The organism is Pseudoalteromonas obscura, from assembly GCF_030135505.1.
GTDB classification, from domain to species: domain Bacteria; phylum Pseudomonadota; class Gammaproteobacteria; order Enterobacterales; family Alteromonadaceae; genus Pseudoalteromonas; species Pseudoalteromonas obscura.
This window is the reverse complement of sequence record NZ_JASJUT010000002.1, coordinates 109897-113991: the sequence shown is the minus strand read 5'-3', so window position 1 is coordinate 113991 and position 4095 is coordinate 109897. Positions and strand designations below refer to the sequence as shown.

Below are 4095 nucleotides of genomic sequence, written 5' to 3'. Positions count from 1 at the left end.
CGTTAAGTCAAAATAATAAAAGGCTGGTGGCACATTGCACACCAGCCGCATAATAAATAAAAAGAGATGGAAATGTCACAGAAGTATTATCTAAGAGAAAGTGTTTACGTCGAACCATTGGTAAACAACTGGTACGCATGGCCAAACCTTTTATCTCCATTTCAGTATGCTCTATACATGAATAAAACTCATCTAAGGTTGATGAAGTCATTTGCCAACAATCATGAACTGCATATTATGGCGAATGAAAACAAAACCATTGCAGGTGGTGGGGAGTTTGTCGATTGTAAAGCTGAGCAGCTGGAGGATGTTAAATCACTTATCAATAAATTTGAAACAGATGATGCGCTCTTTGGTGAGTTGGCCGATGCGCTGAAATCCCTCAATGCGATGCTCAAGCAACACGTCAGTGGCGAGTCTTTAGAACCGCTTTATAAACAGGTACCTGACTTACTGAAAGGGTATGTGGAGCTAGTTATGGATAGTAACCACAACCCGAGCTTCCGTGTTATCGAGGGGTTGGTCTATCAAAGTGAATATTACAGAAAAGATCTGCAATCGGTCTCTTTAGGTGTCTTAAATGAAGAGATGGAAAGGCCATTTGTACTGAGCACGCCAAGGTTGCCAGATACGGACCACATTCATATCAGTGAACCCTTTGACAGTGAATTCTGGGATACCTTATTTAAAACCCGGACCCAGCCAATTTCTAAACAGGAAATTGAAGCCTTGTTTGAAGGCAAGCAGTGTACAGGTGGCTTAAATATTTTCGAACTATTCACTACCGAAGCACCAGCTGGCAGTGCACAAGAGATAGAGGCGACATCTGTTAAATATATTGGTCATGCAGGTTTACTGTTACAAACACAAAATGTATCCATTTTGGTTGATCCCGTTGTGGCCAACATCACATCAAAAAATCGCGAGCAAGCGATTGGTTTTGCGCAACTACCGGAAAAAATAGATTACATTTGTCTTACACACAATCATTCAGATCACGTCAACTTAGAGACTTTATTGCAGCTTCGCCACAAGACAAGTCGTATTTTAGTCCCTAAAAACAATGGCGGTTCATTGTTAGACCCGTCGCTCAAAATGATCCTCAGGCAATTAAAGTTTGATGTAATTGAAATTGATGATTTAGAAGTGATTGATGTCCCGGACGGTAGCATTACCGGCATTCCGTTTTTGGGTGAGCATGGCGATTTGAATATAAGAAGTAAAACTGGCTGGTTATTCCAACTTAACGGTAAAAAAATATATGCCGGTGCTGACTCCTCTAACTTAGAACCCATCATGTATGAAAAGCTGAGCGCTTACTTTGGTGAATTAGACTTAATGGCGATTGGTATGGAATGTGTCGGTGCACCATTTACATGGCTATATGGGGCCCTTTTCACTGAGGCTGTGCCAAGAAATATAAAGGAATCGCGCAGACTCAATGGCAGTAGTTTTGAAACGGCTTCTCAAATCACCAATGCATTGAAACCAAAAAATGTGTGGATTTACGCTTTAGGCTTGGAGCCTTGGTACAACTACTTTATGGGTCTTGATTATAGCGATGACTCTGAGCAGATAGTGCAATCTATGCAAATGGTGGAGTTTTGTCAGGCACAAGGCATTCCAGTTGAGCGTTTATGCGGCAAAAGTGAAATTAAGTTTTAGGAGACAAACATGGGATTGATGTCAATCAATGACTTAGTTGAAGTTGAAGGTCAGCCACTGGTACTCAACGTGGACCTGCAAGGCGAAAAAACCTTGGATTGGGCGCAGCGAAATCGCGCCGAATTAGAATCGTTGGTGGCAACCAATGGCGCGGTTTTAATTAAAGGCTTGAAGGTGGTCAGTACCGGGCAATTCTCAAAACTGTTGCAAACCATTTTTCAAGGGCCGCTGCTAGAGTATCAATATCGCTCAACTCCGAGGACAGGGTTGAAGGGCAATATCTATACGGCAACCGAATATCACGCCAGTGAAACTATTTTACAGCACAATGAAAATGCTTATTCAAATGAATGGCCACTGCGACTCGGTTTTTTGTGCATGCAACCGTCGCCAGTAGGCGGGGAAACGCCGATTGCAGATAGCTGCAAGTTATATGAGTTAATTCCACAGGAGATAAGAGACAAATTTGAGTCCAAGCAGCTTAAGTATGTCAGGAACTACTCTGATGTCGATTTGCCTTGGCAAGAAGTGTTTCAAACATCCGATAAGGGAGAAGTAGAAGCATTTTGTCGTCAAAAGAACATTAATTTTGAATGGTTACCCGGTGATAGATTGCGAACGTGGCAGATAAATCCAGCATCCATTGTTCACCCGGTTTCAGGAAAAAAAGTGTGGTTTAATCAGGCCCATTTATTTCATGTTTCTAGCCTTGGTAAAGATATGAAGGAAAGTTTGATCAATAGCTTGGGTAAAGAGTTTTTACCGAGAAATGTGTACTTTGGCGATGGCAGTGAAATTGATGAGTCCGAGTTACAGCTGATCCGCGACTTGAACCAAGACTTGCGAATTAAGTTTAAGTGGGAAAAGCATAACTTGATGCTAATTGATAATACGCGGTTTAGCCATGGCAGAGAGCCGTACGAGGGAAATAGAAAAATCCTCGTAGGTATGTCAGCGCCCTCTGGTTTTCAATCTATTTAATAGGACTAGATATGACAAGTAAGTCTTTGAACGTAAAGTGTAACAGCTTTAAAGTGAGTGCTTTATTCGCGGCGGTATCAGTATTTAGTCCAGTCTACGGCGCTAGCTTTTCTGAGATCCATCAATGTTATGCAAACAAGCGTAGTGCAGGTTCTAGCATTCAAATCACTAAGGGTAACCAAGTGTTGTATTCGGGGGCGATAGGACTTGCTAATGTCTCTACTGGCGAGCAGCTTGATCAAGATAGCGTGTTGGATATTGGTTCGATAACAAAGACTTACACCGCTGTTGCTGTGTTGCTTCTCAGCGAAGAGAAAAAAGTTAATCTCGATGCGCCACTTGGCACCTATGTCAAGTCTATCCCTGATGGATATAAACATGCAACTGTCGCCCAGATCCTGTCGCATATTGCAGGGTTTCCTGATTACCTAAGTGATTCGAGAGTTTGGGGGCTGTGGCACCGAGATAGGGGATTGGACCGTGTCGTTAAAAGTATCACTCGACGTAGGCCTTACCAAGAGCCACTCAACAGTTACGAATATTCAAACACTGGGTATATTTTACTGGGTAAATTGATTGAAGAAGTATCTGGGCTGTCTTATCGTGAATTTTTAGAACAGCGAATATTTGAGCCTTTTGGGCTCAAAAATACCTATGTTTTTGAGCAACCTTCTCAACATAAAACGGTTGGCTATTTCTCAGATCCAAAAGTACCTGAGAAGCTCTACCACCCCGAAAAGGTAAGTAGGACGTGGATGCATGCTGCAGGTGCTATTTCATCCACGGTATCGGATCTGAGCCAGTTTTTTATGATGTTGAATACCGGCAAAATTTTGTCTGAATCGTCTTATCAGAGAATGGTGAAAAAAGCTAAATTGAGCGACGGCACAGAAGTTGATTATGGCTTAGGCGTAAATATTAGCGAAATAATCGGCGTACCGACCATCTACCACGAAGGCCGCGTGCCAGGTTATACATCTTGGAGTGCGTATTTCAAAGACTTGGGCATCAATGTTGTTGGCCTTTCTAATAATGAGGGTATCCACCCTGGCCCGGCAACTTTGCATATGGTTGCTGAGTACACCAAGTTACTACCTGCCAGAATAAGCCTAGTTGCAGATAAACCTGCTGAAATAGCGCTGTTGGGCCACTATCAAAAAACCGATGGGGAGCGGTTTGAGATAAAACGCAGTGGTACGGATTTAATCTTGATTGAAGAGGGTGGCGAAGAAGTCATCGAGTTAAGAGAAAACAACTCTTATAGCCACAAGTGCAGCGGGAACTTTTTTACCCTCGAGCAAAGTGGCGGCGAGGCTGTGCTGACGTTTACCGATCTTTATAGAGGTGAGCGCAATTACGCCAAGAGAGTTTCGAAGCAAGGTGCTCAGGCAGGCTCTTAGTATACAGCGAGTTTTAAAAATACGTTGAAATGGCTGTAGAGTTTCAATG

The 4095-nt window shown here is 42.8% G+C and carries 3 protein-coding genes; all 3 read left to right on the top strand.

The genetic code is table 11. The features are described 5' to 3' along the window. Nucleotides 1-72: 72 nt before the first annotated feature. The 3 genes from QNM18_RS04685 to QNM18_RS04675 are packed head-to-tail and all read left to right on the top strand — an operon-like array spanning nucleotide 73 to nucleotide 4046. On the top strand, nucleotides 73-1665 hold the full coding sequence (locus tag QNM18_RS04685; RefSeq protein ID WP_284136510.1) for an MBL fold metallo-hydrolase: 1593 nt from the start codon (nucleotides 73-75) through the stop codon (nucleotides 1663-1665). A gap of 9 nt (nucleotides 1666-1674) precedes the next feature. Further along, nucleotides 1675-2646, top strand: a complete 972-nt coding sequence (locus tag QNM18_RS04680; protein WP_247687272.1) for a TauD/TfdA family dioxygenase — start codon at nucleotides 1675-1677, stop codon at nucleotides 2644-2646. A gap of 11 nt (nucleotides 2647-2657) precedes the next feature. Beyond that, entirely contained in the window at nucleotides 2658-4046 is a 1389-nt protein-coding gene (locus QNM18_RS04675; protein WP_284136509.1) for a serine hydrolase domain-containing protein, read from the top strand. Nucleotides 4047-4095 lie beyond the last annotated feature (49 nt).